Below are 15,271 nucleotides of genomic sequence, written 5' to 3' on the forward strand. Positions count from 1 at the left end.
ACCGTACTCACGCCGGGCGACGATTGCGAACCCACCCCCCGACCCGAGGCGGCAAAACGCGTCGGCTATGCGAGGCCGGTCTCGACCTCGTCACGGACCCGCACGGCCGCCTCGCGCAGAGCCGAAACGGACGGACCCGACCGCAGAACGTCACGAGATGTGTTGGGCAACAACAACTCTCGCGAACCCTCGAAAATGTCGGCGAGATCACGCACGGTGGCGCCCTGCGCACCGAGTCCCGGCGCCAGGATCGGGCCGGTGAACTCGGACAGATCGAGGCCGTGACCGCGTGTCGCACCCACTACCAGGCCGATCGTGTCGTTGCCGTCACGGTTCTGTGCCACCGCCGCATCGACGATGGACTGCGCCACCGAGGGCCCGCCGGACGTCACGGACTGCTGCAGTCCGCCGCCCTCCGGGTTCGAGGTGCGGGCCAGCGCGAACAAGCCCCTGCCGGTCTCACCCGCCAACGTCACGGCCGGATCGAGGGCACCGAAGCCCAGGTACGGAGACACCGTCACCGCGTCCGAGACGAGCGGTGAGCCCTCCCCCAGCCACGCCTGCGCGTACGCGGACATCGTCGAGCCGATGTCCCCGCGCTTGGCGTCCGCGACGACGAGCGTCCCGGCGTCCCGGAGCGCCGCGATGGTGCGCTCCAGGACGGCGAACCCGGCCGCGCCGTACGCCTCGAAGAACGCCACCTGAGGCTTCACGAGGGCGACCTCGCCCGCGAACGCCTCGACGCAGATGTCGGCGAATGCCGCGAGACCCTCGGCCGTCCTCGGCAGGCCCCACGCGTCGAGGAGAGGCGGATGCGGGTCGATGCCGACACACAGCCTGCCCCGGCTCCGGACCGCGGTCCGGAGCCGGTCACCCCAGCGATCGGAACTCACGAGGCGGGCTCCCGCAGCACTGCATGCAGGTCCTGCAGGGACCGGACGCCGATGTCGCCGCGAATTCCCGCCTCGATGCCCTGGACGGCCGCGGAGGCGCCCTGGACCGTGGTGATGCACGGGATGCTCGCCGACACCGCCGCCGCGCGGATCTCGTAGCCGTCGACACGCGGACCCGAGTTGCCGTACGGCGTGTTGATCACCATGTCGACCTCGCCGGCCTTGATCTGGTCGACGATGGTCACCGCACCCTCGGGCAGCACCTCACCGGACGCCTTGTGCACCGTCTCGCAGGGAATGCCGTTGCGCCGCAGCACATCCGCCGTGCCCTCGGTCGCGAGGATCGAGAACCCGAGGTCCGCGAGCCGCTTGACCGGGAACAGCAGCGACCGCTTGTCCTTGTTGGCGACCGAGACGAAGACCTTCCCGCTGGTCGGCAGCGACCCGTAGGCGGCGGTCTGGCTCTTCGCGAACGCGGTACCGAAGTCCTTGTCGATACCCATGACCTCGCCCGTCGACTTCATCTCGGGGCTCAGGAGGGTGTCGATCCCGGTACCGTCCGCGCGGCGGAAGCGGTTGAACGGCAGCACCGCCTCCTTGACCGCGATCGGGGCGGTCATCGGCGCGTCGAGGCCGTCCCCGGACTCGGGCAGGATGCCCGCGGCCCGCAGGTCCGCGATCGACTCGCCCAGCATCACGCGGGCGCACGCCTTCGCGAGCTGCACCGCCGTCGCCTTCGACACGAACGGCACCGTGCGGGACGCGCGGGGGTTCGCCTCGAGGACGTACAGGATGTCGTCCTTGAGCGCGTACTGGACGTTGAGCAGGCCCTTGACGCCGATGCCCTTCGCCAGCGCTTCGGTGGACCGGCGCACGTTCTCGAGGTCGGCGCGTCCGAGCGTGATCGGCGGCAGCGCACACGCCGAGTCGCCGGAGTGGATGCCGGCCTCCTCGATGTGTTCCATCACGCCGCCGAGGTACACCTCGGTGCCGTCGCACAGCGCGTCCACGTCGATCTCGACGGCGTCGTCGAGGAACCGGTCGACCAGGACCGGACGATCGTCGGAGATCTCCGTCGCGCGGGAGATGTAGTCCTGCAGCGAGGCCTCGTCGTAGACGATCTCCATGCCGCGGCCGCCGAGCACGTAGGACGGGCGCACCAGCACGGGGTATCCGATTCCGGCGGCGATCTCACGAGCGCCGTCGAAGGTGGTGGCGGTGCCGAACTTCGGCGCGGGCAGGCCCGCCTCGGTCAGGACGCGCCCGAACTCGCCGCGGTCCTCGGCCAGGTCGATGGCTTCGGGGCTGGTTCCGACGATCGGGACACCCGCCGCCTTGAGGCGCTTCGCCAGACCCAGCGGCGTCTGTCCGCCGAGCTGGACGATGACACCCGCGACCGTTCCGGACGCCGACTCCGCGCGGTACACCTCGAGGACGTCCTCGAAGGTGAGCGGCTCGAAGTACAGCCGGTCGGCGGTGTCGTAGTCGGTGGAGACGGTCTCCGGGTTGCAGTTGACCATGACCGTCTCGTACCCGGCCTCGGACAGCGTCAGCGCGGCGTGCACGCACGAGTAGTCGAACTCGATGCCCTGGCCGATGCGGTTCGGACCGGAACCGAGGATGAGGACCTTCGGGCGATCGCGCTGCTCGGCGACCTCCGTCTCCGCGTTCGGGTCCAGCTCGTACGTCGAGTAGTGGTACGGGGTCTTGGCCTCGAACTCGGCGGCGCAGGTGTCGACGGTCTTGTAGACCGGGTGCACCTTCAGCTCGTCACGCAGCGCCCGGACGGCGTCCTCGTCCGCGAACTGCGAGGGACGCAGCGCCGCGATCTGCCGGTCGGACAGGCCGTGGTACTTGGCCTGCCGCAGCGTCAGCTCGTCCAGGTTCTCGGCCGCGCGGATCTGCTCGCCGAGCTCGTGAATCTGCTGGAACTGGTCGAGGAACCAGGGATCGATCTTCGTGGCCTCGAAGAGCTGCTCGACGGTGGCGCCGAGCGCGAACGCCTTCTCGATGCCGTACATGCGGCCGTCCTGCGGGACCGACAGGTCGGCCAGCAGCGCCTCCAGGCTCTCGGCCTCGACCTCGGGACCCGTCCAGTAACCGGCCCGCTTGGTCTCCAGCGAGCGCATGACCTTGCCGAACGCCTCGGTGAAGTTGCGGCCGATGGACATGGCCTCGCCGACCGACTTCATCGTCGTGGTCAGCGTGCCGTCGGCACCCGGGAACTTCTCGAACGCGAACCGCGGAGCCTTGACGACCACATAGTCGAGCGTCGGCTCGAAGCAGGCAGGCGTCTCCTTCGTGATGTCGTTGACGATCTCGTCGAGGGTGTAGCCGATGGCCAGCTTCGCGGCCATCTTCGCGATCGGGTAGCCGGTCGCCTTCGACGCCAGCGCCGACGAACGGGACACGCGCGGGTTCATCTCGATGACGACCAGGCGGCCGTCGGTCGGGTCCATCGCGAACTGGATGTTGCAGCCACCGGTGTCGACACCGACCTCACGCAGGATGTCGATCGAGAGATCGCGCATCTTCTGGTACTCGCGGTCGGTGAGCGTCATGGCCGGGGCCACGGTCACCGAGTCGCCGGTGTGCACACCGACCGGGTCGACGTTCTCGATCGAGCAGACGATGACCACGTTGTCGCGGCCGTCGCGCATCAGCTCGAGTTCGTATTCCTTCCAGCCGAGGATGGACTCCTCGATCAGGACGTTCGCGGTGGGCGAGGCGGCCAGGCCGCCGCCCGCGATCCGGTTGAGGTCGTCGACGTCGTACGCCATGCCGGAACCGAGGCCGCCCATCGTGAACGAGGGCCGCACGACCACCGGGTAGCCGAGCTCGGCGACCGTGTCGTGCACCTCCTCCATCGTGAAGCAGACCCGCGAGCGCGCGGACTCGCCGCCGACCTTCGCGACGATGTCCTTGAACTTCTGCCGGTCCTCGCCGCGCTGGATGGCGTCGAAGTCGGCGCCGATCAGCTCGACGTCGTACTTCTCGAGGATGCCCTGCTCGTGCAGCGCAACAGCGGTGTTCAGGGCGGTCTGCCCACCGAGGGTGGCGAGCACGGCGTCGATCTTGTGGCCCTGCTCGGCTTCCCGGGCGATGACCTTCTCGACGAACTCGGCGGTGATCGGCTCGACGTAGGTGGCGTCCGCGAACTCGGGGTCCGTCATGATCGTCGCCGGGTTGGAGTTGACCAGCGAGACTCGCAGGCCCTCCTCGCGCAGGACGCGGCACGCCTGGGTGCCCGAGTAGTCGAACTCGCAGGCCTGGCCGATGACGATCGGTCCCGAACCGATCACCAGGATGTGCTGAAGATCTGTGCGGCGTGGCATTACTTCTTGGCTCCTTCGAGCAGGCTGGTGAAGCGGTCGAACAGGTATGCGGCGTCGTGCGGACCGGCCGCGGCCTCCGGGTGGTACTGCACGGAGAAGGCGGATCCGTCGAGCAGACGGACACCTTCGACCGCACCGTCGTTGGCGCAGGTGTGGCTGACCTGTGCGCGACCGAACGGGGTGTCGAACTCCTGGCCCGCCTCGCCTTCGAGGGCGAACCCGTGGTTCTGCGCGGTGATCGCGATGCGTCCGGTCTCGTGCTCGACGACCGGGATGTTGATGCCGCGATGGCCGAACTTCATCTTGTAGGTACTCAGGCCGAGCGCACGCCCGAGGATCTGGTTACCGAAGCAGATGCCGAACAGCGGAAGCCCCTGGCCCAGGACCTCCTTCGTCAGGTGCACCGCACCGTCCGCGGTCGCCGGGTCGCCGGGGCCGTTGGACAGGAACACGCCGTCGGCACCGAGGTCGAGGATCTGCTCGAGGCTCGTCGTCGAGGGCAGCACGTGCACCCGGATGCCCCGCTGCGCGAACATGCGCGGGGTGTTGGTCTTGATGCCGAGGTCGATGGCGGCGACGGTGAACCGCGCCTCGCCGCCGATCGGCTCGATGACATAGCCGGAGTCGGTGCTGACCTCGCGCGCCAGGTCGGCGCCGAGCATCGACGGCTGACCCTTCACCGCGGCGAGCATCGACGCGTCGTCGCCCAGCGCGGAGCCGGAGAAGACGCCCGCGCGCATCGAACCGCGTGTACGCAGGTGCCGCACCAGGGCGCGGGTGTCGATGCCGGCGATGCCGACGACGCCCTGCGCGACCAGCTCGTCCTGCAGCGACCCGGTGGCCCGCCAGCTCGACGTCGTGCGGGACGGGTCCCGAACCACATAGCCCGCGACCCAGATCTTGTTCGAGTCGCCGGAGGCCTGGCGGCCGGCCGAGAGCGCCTCGCCGTCCTCACCGTTCCAGCCGGTGTTGCCGATCTGCGGCGCGGTGGCGACCACGATCTGCCGGTGGTAGCTGGGGTCGGTGAGGGTCTCCTGGTAGCCGGTCATACCGGTCGAGAACACCGCCTCGCCCAGAGTCTGTCCGACGGCGCCGAATTCGACGCCTCGGAAGATCCGTCCGTCCTCGAGGACGAGGGCCGCGGGCCCTGCTTGCACGATGCTCACGCTTTCTCTCCGTTCACCCAGATCGGGTACACACTCTTGTCGTCTCCACGGAATCCGGTGTCGATCTCCGTACCGGCGGGCAGCTCCCACCGGATCACCAGGACTCCGTCCTTCGTCATGACCTTGCCCGCGAGTCCCCGCTCGGTGCGGATGGCGCGGATCGATTCGTTCGGGATCCAGATCGGGGACTCGCCGTCCCGTTCCATCAGGATTCCGTGTTCGTAGCGGGCGAGATCGCAGTTCGCGCGGTGACCGAGGTCACCGACGGCGATCCGGTTCTGCCAGCTCGGTGCGAGCGTGCTGCCCACGTACAGTCCCGTGCTCGGTGCGATCAGCTGGGCTCCGAGGTCCGTGGGGACGGCGGGCAACTCCCCGACCTGGTCCTGCTGGCGCTTGGCGCGGCCCTTCCAGCCCCAGTACATCAGCGCGACCAGCAGCACCCACACGAGGACGAAGCCGGCGGTCAGCCAGACCCGGTCCCAGCTCATCGCTGCACCTCCCCGCCAAGCACGGTCACCCGACCGCGCAGCAGCGTCGCGGTGACCTTCGCGCCGAACGTCATCGACTCGAACGGCGTGTTGTTCGCGATCGACGCCAGTTCGGGGCCGTGGACGGTCCATTCCCGGCTCGGGTCGACCAGCGTCAGATTCGCCGGCTCGCCGACCGCGATCGGACGACCCTGGTCGGGCAGTCCGACGATTTCGGCGGGCCGCTCGCTCATCACCTTCGCGACGCCGCGCCAGTCCAGGAGACCGGTCTCGACCATCGTCTGCGCGATGATCGCGAGGGCCGTTTCCAGCCCGAGCATGCCGGGCCGGGCCTGCGCGAACTCGCAGCACTTGTCCTGCTCGGCGTGCGGGGCGTGGTCGGTGCCGACGCAGTCGACGGTGCCCTCGGAGAGCGCGACACGCAGCGCCTCCACGTCGGAACGTTCCCGCAGCGGCGGGTTGACCCGGTTGACGCCGTCGTAGGTCTCGAGCCGTGAGTCGTCGAGCAGCAGGTGGTGCGGTGTCACCTCGGCGGTGATCGAGATGCCCTGGCCCTTGGCCCACTTCAGCAACTCGACGGTGCCCGCGGTGGACGCATGGCAGATGTGCACCCGCGCCCCGGCGTCACGCGCGAGCAGCGCGTCGCGGGCGACGATCGACTCCTCCGCTGCGCGGGGCCAGCCGCCGAGCCCGAGGCGGGCCGCGGTCGGGCCCTCGTGCGCGACCGCGCCGACGGTCAGGCGCGGCTCCTCCGCGTGCTGGGCGATGAGGACACCGAGCGCGCTGGAGTACTCGAGTGCGCGGCGCATGATGAGCGGGTCGTCGACGCAGTGTCCGTCGTCGGAGAACATCTTGACCTGCCCGACGCCCGCGGCCATCGTCGCCATCTCGGCGAGCTGCTTGCCCGCGAGACCGACGGTGACGGCGCCGACCGGATGGACGTCGACGAGGCCGACCTCCTGGCCGCGTCGCCACACGTGGTCGGTGACGACGACGGAGTCGGCGACCGGGTTCGTGTTGGCCATGGCGAACACCGCGGTGTAGCCGCCGAGAGCGGCCGCGGCGGAACCGGATTCGATGGTCTCGGTGTCCTCGCGACCGGGCTCGCGCAGGTGGGTGTGCATGTCCACGAAGCCGGGCAGCAGAACCTGACCAGCGGCGTCGATGACGGTCGAGCCGTCGGGCGCGGTCAGACCGGTGCCGATCTCACGGATCTCGCCGCCGGAGATCAGAACGTCCTGCGGCTCACCCTCGCCGTAGATCCGCGCCCCGCGGATCACCACGTCGCCGCGGGAGTTGTCACTGCTCACAGCGCTGCACCTTCCTCGGTACCGACCAACAATCCGAACAACACCGCCATGCGGACATGAACTCCATTCGTAACCTGTTGCAACACTGCAGTTTTCGGTGAATCAGCGACGGCAGAGGCAATCTCCATCCCGCGCAGCATCGGGCCGGGATGCAGAACCGCGGCATGATCGGGCAGCAACGCGAGCCGACGCTCGTTGAGCCCGTACGTGATCGAGTACTCACGCGGCGACGGGAAGAACCCACCGTTCATCCGCTCCGCCTGGACCCGCAGCATCAGGACCGCGTCCGCGCCGGGCAGTTCCGCATCGAGCGAGTACGACACCGTCACCGGCCAGCTGGACACTCCGACCGGAAGCAGCGTCGGCGGAGCGACGAGCACGACCTCGGCGCCGAGCATCGACAGCAGGAATGCGTTCGAGCGCGCCACCCGACTGTGGAGGATGTCGCCGACGATCAGAATCCGCTTGCCTGCGATGTCCCCGAGGCGCTGACGCAACGTCAACGCGTCGAGCAGGGCCTGGGTGGGGTGCTCGTGCGTGCCGTCGCCCGCGTTGATGACGGCAGGTCCGCCGCCGTTGCCGTCGCCGGTCCACTCCGCGATCCGGTGCGCCGCACCCGAGGCGGGATGACGAACGATCAAGGCGTCCGCACCGGCGGCGTGCAGGGTGAGCGCGGTGTCACGCAGCGACTCCCCCTTGCTCACCGACGAACTCGACGCGCTGACGTTGATCACGTCCGCACTCATCCACTTGCCCGCGACCTCGAACGAGACACGGGTGCGGGTGGAGTTCTCGAAGAACACGGTCATCACCGTGCGGCCACGCAGGGTCGGGAGCTTACGGACCTCGCGCCCGAGGAGGGCTTGCTGAAACCGTTCCGCGTCGTCGAGCAGTCGGGTGGCCGACTCGGCCGTGAGATCGGTGACCGAGAGCAGATGCTTCACCGTGCGGTTTCCTCGTTCTCTCCGCTGCTGAGGGTGACGGCGTCGAGGCCGTCGTACTCCTCGAGCAGTACCTGGACGTCTTCGCTGCGTGCCGTCGGCACGTTCTTGCCGACGTAGTCGGCGCGCAACGGGAGCTCGCGGTGACCGCGGTCCACGAGCACCGCCAACTGCACGGCCCGGGGGCGCCCGAGGTCGCGCAGCGCGTCCAGCGCGGCGCGGACCGAGCGTCCGGAGAACAGGACGTCGTCGACGAGGACGACGAGCGTGCCGTCGACGCCGCCGTCCGGTACGGACGTGCGTTCGAGCGGCCGATGCGGCTTGGTCCGCAGGTCGTCGCGATACAGGGTGATGTCGAGAGAACCGACCTGGGGCCGGACTCCGCAGAACTCCTCGATCTTCACCGCGAGGCGGTGCGCGAGGGTGGTGCCGCGAGTGGGGATTCCGATCAACACCACGCGAGGCGGATCGGCTTCCGCGTCGAGCGCGGTCTTCTCGATGACCTGGTGCGCGATCCTGGCGATCGTGCGACCGACGTCGGCAGCGGAGAGCAACTCCCTGACGGGAGGCGTATGGGCCGACGGTTCGGACGTGGACAAATGGACCTCCTTCTCCGCCTCTCGGGACGGGTCGTTAAAGGATGTCTGACGGTGCTCAGACTATCAGCGGTGGTGCCGCCGACCCGAACCCGCGCGAGGTGTCGTCAGCCACACGACGACGCGCCCGGCCTGAGAACGACGAACGCCGCGGACCCCGAAGGTCCGCGGCGTTCGTGTCGTGCATCGGCGTTCAGCTCTCGCCGGAGGTCTCACGGTCGGCCGGCGTCTGCGCCGTCGCCGCTGCAGCGGCGCGCACCTGAGGTGCGACCAGGACGACCTGGCCGAGGATCCCGTTGATGAATCCCGGCGACTCGTCGGTCGAGAGTTCCTTCGCGAGCTCGACCGCTTCGTCGACGGCTACCACCGGAGGCACATCCGTCGCGTGGAACAGTTCCCACACCGCGATCCGGAGAATCGCACGATCCACGGCGGGCAGACGCTCGAGCGTCCAGTCCTGCAGATGGTCGGCGATGACCCGGTCGAGCCGGTCCAGGTTCTCCGCGACACCGGTGACGACGGTGACCGTGTACGGGTTGACGGGTGCGACGGTGTCGTCCTTCGAGGACAACGTCACCCGCTCGGCCGCGAGGTCCACCGGGTCGAGATCACGCGCCTCCGCCTCGAAGAGGAAGTCGACGGCGCGCTTGCGGGCCTTGTGCCTGGCCCCGAGCTTCTTCTGGCTACCGGACACGCTACGAGTTCACGCGGCCCAGGTAGTTGCCGTCACGAGAGTCGATCTTCAGCTTGTCGCCCGTGTTGATGAACAGCGGGACCTGGACCTCGGCGTCCGTCTCCAGCGTGGCCGGCTTGGTGCCACCGGTCGAACGGTCGCCCTGCAGGCCCGGATCGGTGTGCTTGACGACCAGCTCGACGGTCACGGGCAGCTCGACGAACAGCGGAGCGTCCTCGTGGGTCGCGACCTGGACCTGCATGTTCTCCAGCAGGAAGCGCGCGCCCTCGCCGACGGTTGCCTCGTTGATCGAGATCTGGTCGTAGGTGTCGCCGTCCATGAAGACGTAGTCGCTGCCGTCGTGGTACAGGTACGTCATGTCGCGGCGGTCGACGGTCGCGGTCTCGACCTTGACGCCCGCGTTGAAGGTCTTGTCGACATTCTTGCCGGAGAGCACATTCTTGAGCTTGGTACGCACGAACGCGGGACCCTTGCCCGGCTTGACGTGCTGGAACTCGATGATCTGCCAGAGCTGGCCCTCGATCTTCAGTACGAGCCCGTTCTTGAAATCACTGGTGTCAGCCACTGGCTTCGTGTCTCCTTATTAAACGATTGTCAGATCTTTGCTGGTGAGCGTGAGGAGCTCCGGCTCCTCCTCGCGAACCACGAGAGTGTCCTCGATCCGGACGCCTCCGCGTCCCGAGAAGTACACCCCAGGTTCGACGGTCACCGCAGCACCGGCTAGTAGTGTACCGGCCCCGGCCTTGCCGATTCCCGGCGCTTCGTGGATCTCGAGGCCGACGCCGTGCCCGAGACCGTGCTGGAACAGCTCGCCGTAGCCCGCTGCCTCGATCACCGAACGCGACGCCGCGTCCACCTCGGCCAGCGGAGCACCCGGCGCCAACGCCGCGCGTCCGGCCGCCTGAGAGCGCGACACCAGGTCGTACACGTCACGCTGCCAGTCGGCCGCCGACCCCAGTACATAGGTGCGGGTCATGTCCGAGTGGTAGCCGGCGACGGTGGCACCGAAGTCGAGTTTGACGAAGTCGCCCGACGCGAGCACCGCGTCGGTGGGCCGGTGGTGCGGAATCGCCGAGTTCGCACCGGCCGCGACGATCGTCTCGAACGAGATGCCGTCGGCGCCGTTCTCGAGCATGAGGAACTCCAACTCGCGACCGACCTCGCGTTCTGTCCGTCCCGGGCGCAGCCCGCCGCGTTCGATCAGCGCGGCGAGCGCCACGTCGGCTGCTGTGCACGCGCGCCGGAGCAGACCGATCTCGTGTTCGTCCTTGACCTCACGCAGGCGTTCGACCAGGCGTGGGCAGCGGGTCAACGTCAGGTTCGGCGCAGCGTCGCGCCAGCCCGCGAGGGCGTCGACCGTGACGACGTGGCTCTCGAATCCGGCTCGCACACCGGGCCGGTCGGCGAGCGTACGGATCAGCGCGGCGGCGCTCGCCCGGTCGATGATCGCCCGCAGGTCCGGCACCTGTTCGCCGACCTGGGTGACGTAACGACCATCGGTGCAGACGACCGTGCGGTCCTCCGCGCCCGGCTCGTCGGCGGCGTCGACGACGAGCGCCGCGTTCGATCCCGTGAAGCCAGTGAGGTACCGGATGTTGAGGAGGTCGGTGACGATCAGGACGTCGAGTTCGCGGTCGGCGAGCAGGCGGCGCAGTGCGGCCCGCCGGGCTCCGTGATCTGCAGTGGACATGGGCCCAACGTACGACAGCCGGGCACCGACTTCGCATGGAAAGCGACAGTGACCGGATGATGTCCGTCACCGTCGATGTCGGTTGCGTCACGCCACGAACGTGACCCTCGTTACGCTGTGGGTATGAACTCCTGGATTGTTCGTGGACTCGGCATGACCTTCGTGCATGTCGTCACCCGGGTCGCGCTGGGCGTCGCGGTCGCGGCCTGGCCACTGCACGGGTCGCTGATGCGGTGGCTCGGCCTGGCCGTCGTCGTGCTCGCCGCCCTCGTGTGGGCCGGACTCGACGGTATCCGCGACGCTCGTGCGCACCCGTCGGAGCGGGAGGAAGCCGACCTGACGATGACCTGGCTCAAGGCCGGCGCAGTCGCGGGTCTGCTCTCCGGTGCACTGTGCTGGCTCGTGGGGTCGGTCTCCGACGTCTCGGTCGGCGAGAACTCGCTGTTCTTCGAGCTCACCTCGGGTGCGGCGTTCACCCTGCTGCTCGTCTTCGTCCCCGCGATGCTGGCGGTCGCGGTCGGCCGATTCATCGCGCACCGCGACGCAAACAAGAACGAGGCGGCCGAGGATCGGGCCGCCGCACCGGTCTCGGTCGGAGTCGGCGCAGCGGGCGGCGACGAGTGGGCGCACGAGGACAGCGACAGCGGCTACGGATTCGCCGAAGGCCCGTACTCGGACCAGACTTCCGCAACCGACGGCTACCCCGATGACGCACCCACCGAGGTCTTCCGCGCGGTCGAGCGCCCGAAGGACTGACCCACCTCGTCCTGAGACGACTGTGCCGGGCGACGATGTCGCCCGGCACAGTCGTTCTTGGTTCGGGTGTTCCTGTTCGGACTCAGAGCAGGATCGTGTTCGCCTGCGGTTCCCGACCGATCGCGGCGTAGGCGGCGGCGAGCAACGTCGGGTCCGGGCCCTCGAGGCGGCTCGGCTTGGCGAGGCCGTCGAGCACGACGAACCGCAGCATGCCCGCGCGGTTCTTCTTGTCGGTCTGCATCCCCTTGAGCAGGTCCGAGAACGCGTCGGCGTCGTAGGTCGTCGGCAGGCCGATGGACTCCAGGATCGCGCGGTGCCGGTCCGCGGTGGCGTCGTCGAGGCGTCCGGCCAGCCTGCCCAGCTCGGCGGCGAACACGAGTCCGACCGACACGGCAGCGCCGTGGCGCCACCGGTACTTCTCACGACGTTCGATCGCATGGCCGAGGGTGTGCCCATAGTTGAGGATCTCGCGCAGGCTCGACTCCTTGAGGTCGGCGGCGACAACCTTCGCCTTGACCTCCACCGAGCGGCGGATCAGTTCGGGCAGCACCTCGCCCGTCGGATCCAGCGCGACCTCCGGATCCGCCTCGACCAGGTCGAGGATCACGGGGTCGGCGATGAACCCGGTCTTGATCACCTCGGCCATGCCGGCGACGATCTCGTTGCGCGGCACCGTCTCCAGCGTCGCGAGGTCGATGAACACGGCGGCCGGTTCGTGGAACGAGCCGACGAGGTTCTTGCCCGCATCGGTGTTGATGCCGGTCTTGCCACCCACGGCGGCGTCGACCATGGCGAGCAGCGTGGTCGGCACGTGCACGACCTGCACCCCGCGCATCCACGTTGCGGCGACGAAGCCGGCGAGGTCGGTCGCGGCACCGCCACCGAGGCTGACGACGGCGTCGCTGCGAGTCAGTCCGATCCGCCCCAGGACCTCCCAACAGAACCCGGCGACCGCCAGATCCTTGCCGTCCTCCGCGTCCGGGATCTCGATGCTGTGGGCATCGACACCGCGTTCCTTCAACGCCGCCTTGAGGACGTCCGCGGTCTGCAGCAGCGTCGGCTGGTGGATGATCGCGACGGTCCTGGTCCCGGCCAGCTGGTCGACGATGTCGCCGAGCAGTCCGCGCCCGATGATCACCGGGTACGGGCTGGCCGACTCGACCTGCACGCGCACGGGTTCGCTCACTGTGTGCCTTCTTCCTTCGATGAGTCGGGGTGCGTCGTCGACGGGTTCGGAGACTGGGTCGCACCCAGTCGCGTGACGAGTTGCTGCACGAGACGGGCGGGACTGCGACCGTCGGAGCGCAGCCGAATGGTCGCGACCTCCCGGTAGAGCGGCCTGCGCCGGCGCATCAGCTCGCGGTACTTCTGCCGCGGGTCGCCGCCGTTGAGCAGCGGCCGGCTCGTGTTCGCGCCGGTCCTGCGCAGTCCTTCGGCGACGCTGATCTCCAGGTACACGACCGTGTGTCCGGCCAGGCGGGCACGCGTCGCATCGGACAGGATCGCGCCGCCGCCGAGCGAGACGACGCCGTCCTGTTCGAGGAGCGCACGGCGCACGACGTCCTCTTCGATCTCCCGGAACGCCGGTTCACCGTCCTCGGCGAAGATCTCCGGGATGCTGCGCCCGGTCTCGTGTTCGATCGCGGCGTCGGTGTCGAAGACCTCGACGTCGATCGCCCGAGCCAGGCGCCGCCCGATCGTGGACTTGCCCGCGCCGGGCGGCCCGATCAGGACCGCACGTGGAGTCACCGTGCCAGCCGCTCCCGCACTGCCGCGAGGTACCCCTCGACGTTGCGCTGGGTCTCGGCGGCGGAGTCGCCACCGAACTTCTCGAGCGCGGCCTGCGCGACGACGAGCGCGACCATGGACTCCGCGACGACGCCTGCTGCGGGTACCGCGCAGACGTCGCTGCGCTGGTGGATCGCGACGGCCTCGTCGCCGGTCGCCATGTCGACGGTGGCCAGCGCCCGCGGCACCGTGGAGATCGGCTTCATCGCCGCGCGCACGCGCAGCGCCTCGCCGTTGGTCATGCCGCCTTCGAGGCCGCCCGCGCGGTTGGTCGACCGCAGCACACCGTCGGGTCCGGGCTTCATCTCGTCGTGCGCCGCGCTGCCGCGACGTCGGGCGGTCTCGAAGCCGTCACCGACCTCGACGCCCTTGATCGCCTGGATACCCATCAGGGCAGCCGCGAGGCGCGAGTCGAGGCGGTTCTCGCCGCTGATGAACGAGCCGAGTCCGACGGGCAGTCCCTCGATGACGACCTCGACGACACCGCCGAGGGTGTCGCCGTCCTTCTTGGCGGCCTCGATCTCGGCGATCATCGACTCCTCGGCCGCCTTGTCGAACGCGCGCACGGGGCTGGCGTCGACGGCGTCGAGGTCATCGGCGTGCGGGGCGGGGCCGACGTAGGGCTTCGAGGCGCCGATGGAGATGACGTGCGAGACGACCTCGACACCGAACACCTGGCGGAGGAAGTTTCGGGCGAGGGTTCCGGCAGCGACGCGGGCCGCCGTTTCGCGGGCACTGGCGCGTTCGAGCACGGGCCGGGCGTCGTCGAAGCCGTACTTGAGCATGCCCGAGAAGTCGGCGTGGCCGGGCCGCGGCCGAGTCAGCGGGGCGTTCCGCGCGAGGTCCTTGAGCAGTGCCTCGTCGACGGGGTCGGAGGCCATCACGGTCTCCCACTTGGGCCACTCACTGTTCGCGACCTCGATAGCGACGGGTCCGCCCATGGTGCGGCCGTGCCGGACGCCGCCGACAACGGTGACGACGTCCTTCTCGAAGCTCATGCGGGCACCGCGACCGTAGCCGAGGCGGCGGCGAGCCAGTTGGGTGGCGATCTCGTCCGAGGTGATCTCGACCCCGGCGACCATTCCGTCGACCATCGCGACGAGGGCGGGACCGTGGGATTCTCCAGCAGTTATCCAGCGCAGCACGTCGACCATCATTCCACGGGCCGACCACTGCAATGCACACCGGTCACAGCGTCAACGCGGCGAGCGTCGCGAAGCACATCGACGGTCCGTGCGGCAGGTCCTCGACACGACGCCCGGCAACCCGCAGGACACAGCCCACGAGGGCGGTCAGTGCGAACGCCCCCACTGCCGCGGCCAGCCACACCGCCGACCCGGCGGTTCCCGTCGCGGCGCCGAGGCCGAGCGCGAGTTTGACGTCGCCGCCGCCCATCGACGCCGGTGACACGAGGTGCATCAGCAGGTAGACGCCTGCCAGCAGGAGTGCGCCCACGATCGCAGGCCGCAGCTCACCGCGCAGACCGGCAACGCCGACGATCACCCCTGCACCCGACAGTGTCAGCGCGTTCGGTAGGCGCCTCGTCCTCAGGTCGGTGACGCTCAGCCGAACACACCACACGGCGAGCACCGCGAATTCCCACATCTCCCCCAT

At 69.0% G+C, this 15,271-nt stretch carries 15 protein-coding genes; 1 reads left to right on the forward strand and 14 read right to left on the reverse strand.

Annotation, left to right across the window (positions count from 1 at the left end):
• Positions 1 to 65: 65 nt before the first annotated feature.
• The 10 genes from pyrF to FFS72_RS03600 all read right to left on the reverse strand — a co-directional run bounded on the left by pyrF (position 66) and on the right by FFS72_RS03600 (position 11,113).
• A complete protein-coding gene (pyrF, locus tag FFS72_RS03555) occupies positions 66 to 893 on the reverse strand; it encodes an orotidine-5'-phosphate decarboxylase (RefSeq protein WP_137872638.1) in 828 nt (275 codons plus the stop codon).
• Entirely contained in the window at positions 890 to 4,228 is a 3,339-nt protein-coding gene (gene carB, locus FFS72_RS03560) for a carbamoyl-phosphate synthase large subunit (RefSeq protein WP_137872639.1), read from the reverse strand. The genes pyrF and carB overlap by 4 nt, the downstream gene beginning before the upstream one ends.
• On the reverse strand, positions 4,228 to 5,394 hold the full coding sequence (gene carA / locus FFS72_RS03565) for a glutamine-hydrolyzing carbamoyl-phosphate synthase small subunit (RefSeq protein ID WP_137872640.1): 1,167 nt from the start codon (positions 5,392 to 5,394) through the stop codon (positions 4,228 to 4,230). Before carA ends, carB begins: the two co-directional genes overlap by 1 nt.
• On the reverse strand, positions 5,391 to 5,882 hold the full coding sequence (locus FFS72_RS03570) for a PH-like domain-containing protein (RefSeq protein WP_137872641.1): 492 nt from the start codon (positions 5,880 to 5,882) through the stop codon (positions 5,391 to 5,393). Before FFS72_RS03570 ends, carA begins: the two co-directional genes overlap by 4 nt.
• A complete protein-coding gene (locus FFS72_RS03575; protein WP_137872642.1) occupies positions 5,879 to 7,192 on the reverse strand; it encodes a dihydroorotase in 1,314 nt (437 codons plus the stop codon). Before FFS72_RS03575 ends, FFS72_RS03570 begins: the two co-directional genes overlap by 4 nt.
• Positions 7,189 to 8,136, reverse strand: coding sequence for an aspartate carbamoyltransferase catalytic subunit (locus FFS72_RS03580; protein WP_137872643.1), 948 nt, complete (start codon positions 8,134 to 8,136; stop codon positions 7,189 to 7,191). Before FFS72_RS03580 ends, FFS72_RS03575 begins: the two co-directional genes overlap by 4 nt.
• On the reverse strand, positions 8,133 to 8,732 hold the full coding sequence (pyrR, locus tag FFS72_RS03585) for a bifunctional pyr operon transcriptional regulator/uracil phosphoribosyltransferase PyrR (protein WP_137872644.1): 600 nt from the start codon (positions 8,730 to 8,732) through the stop codon (positions 8,133 to 8,135). Before pyrR ends, FFS72_RS03580 begins: the two co-directional genes overlap by 4 nt.
• A gap of 190 nt (positions 8,733 to 8,922) precedes the next feature.
• Positions 8,923 to 9,423, reverse strand: coding sequence for a transcription antitermination factor NusB (gene nusB, locus FFS72_RS03590; protein ID WP_137872645.1), 501 nt, complete (start codon positions 9,421 to 9,423; stop codon positions 8,923 to 8,925).
• Between the two features lies 1 nt (position 9,424).
• A complete protein-coding gene (gene efp / locus FFS72_RS03595; protein ID WP_050066012.1) occupies positions 9,425 to 9,988 on the reverse strand; it encodes an elongation factor P in 564 nt (187 codons plus the stop codon).
• Positions 9,989 to 10,006: 18 nt separating this feature from the next.
• Complete coding sequence (locus tag FFS72_RS03600; protein ID WP_137872646.1) at positions 10,007 to 11,113, reverse strand: M24 family metallopeptidase; 1,107 nt, start codon at positions 11,111 to 11,113, stop codon at positions 10,007 to 10,009.
• Positions 11,114 to 11,236: 123 nt separating this feature from the next.
• Here FFS72_RS03600 and FFS72_RS03605 point away from each other — a divergent pair, with 123 nt between their 5' ends.
• Positions 11,237 to 11,869: a B-4DMT family transporter gene (locus tag FFS72_RS03605; RefSeq protein ID WP_171018544.1), complete on the forward strand. Its 633-nt coding sequence runs from the start codon at positions 11,237 to 11,239 to the stop codon at positions 11,867 to 11,869.
• A gap of 82 nt (positions 11,870 to 11,951) precedes the next feature.
• On the opposite strand, the gene aroB is transcribed toward FFS72_RS03605, so the two are convergent.
• Genes aroB through FFS72_RS03625 form a run of 4 tightly spaced genes read right to left on the reverse strand, consistent with a single transcriptional unit; the run spans position 11,952 to position 15,271 of the window.
• Positions 11,952 to 13,055, reverse strand: a complete 1,104-nt coding sequence (gene aroB, locus FFS72_RS03610; RefSeq protein WP_137872647.1) for a 3-dehydroquinate synthase — start codon at positions 13,053 to 13,055, stop codon at positions 11,952 to 11,954.
• Positions 13,052 to 13,618 carry a shikimate kinase gene (locus FFS72_RS03615; protein WP_137872648.1) on the reverse strand — a complete coding sequence of 189 codons (567 nt, stop codon included), beginning with the start codon at positions 13,616 to 13,618 and terminating at the stop codon, positions 13,052 to 13,054. The genes aroB and FFS72_RS03615 overlap by 4 nt, the downstream gene beginning before the upstream one ends.
• Complete coding sequence (gene aroC / locus FFS72_RS03620; protein WP_137872757.1) at positions 13,615 to 14,802, reverse strand: chorismate synthase; 1,188 nt, start codon at positions 14,800 to 14,802, stop codon at positions 13,615 to 13,617. Before aroC ends, FFS72_RS03615 begins: the two co-directional genes overlap by 4 nt.
• Before the next feature lie 43 nt (positions 14,803 to 14,845).
• Positions 14,846 to 15,271, reverse strand: a complete 426-nt coding sequence (locus FFS72_RS03625; RefSeq protein WP_137872649.1) for an A24 family peptidase — start codon at positions 15,269 to 15,271, stop codon at positions 14,846 to 14,848.

It is taken from the genome of Rhodococcus sp. Q, from assembly GCF_005503035.1.
GTDB lineage: Bacteria > Actinomycetota > Actinomycetes > Mycobacteriales > Mycobacteriaceae > Rhodococcus_G.